Here is a 275-nt window from a genome sequence, read left to right as displayed (position 1 = left end):
CTCCTGAACAAATTATTTTCACATCTGGAGGCTCCGAAGCTGATACTTTAGCTATTCAAGGCTATGCACTTGCACATCAATCCAAAGGAAAACACCTGATTACTACGGCTATCGAACACCATGCTGTCCTCCATACCATGCAATATCTAGAGGAGCGGTTTGGGTTCGAGGTAACCTATATCCAACCAGTCGATCAAGTAATCACCGCTCAACAAATTCAGGATGCCCTTCGACCAGATACTATTTTAGTCAGCGTCATGTTTGCTAACAATGAG

1 protein-coding gene is annotated in these 275 nt (G+C 43.6%); it reads left to right on the top strand.

Going from position 1 to position 275, the window contains the following annotated elements; translation table 11 throughout:
* Window positions 1-275, top strand: a 275-nt coding sequence (locus C1E99_RS00305; protein ID WP_153060112.1) for an aminotransferase class V-fold PLP-dependent enzyme, incomplete at both ends; no start/stop codon positions are given.

Origin of the sequence: Streptococcus suis, assembly GCF_002964045.1 — a bacterium.
Classification (GTDB): domain Bacteria; phylum Bacillota; class Bacilli; order Lactobacillales; family Streptococcaceae; genus Streptococcus; species Streptococcus suis_U.
The sequence above is the reverse complement of the archived record's forward strand: the minus strand, read 5'-3'. Positions and strand labels throughout refer to the sequence as shown.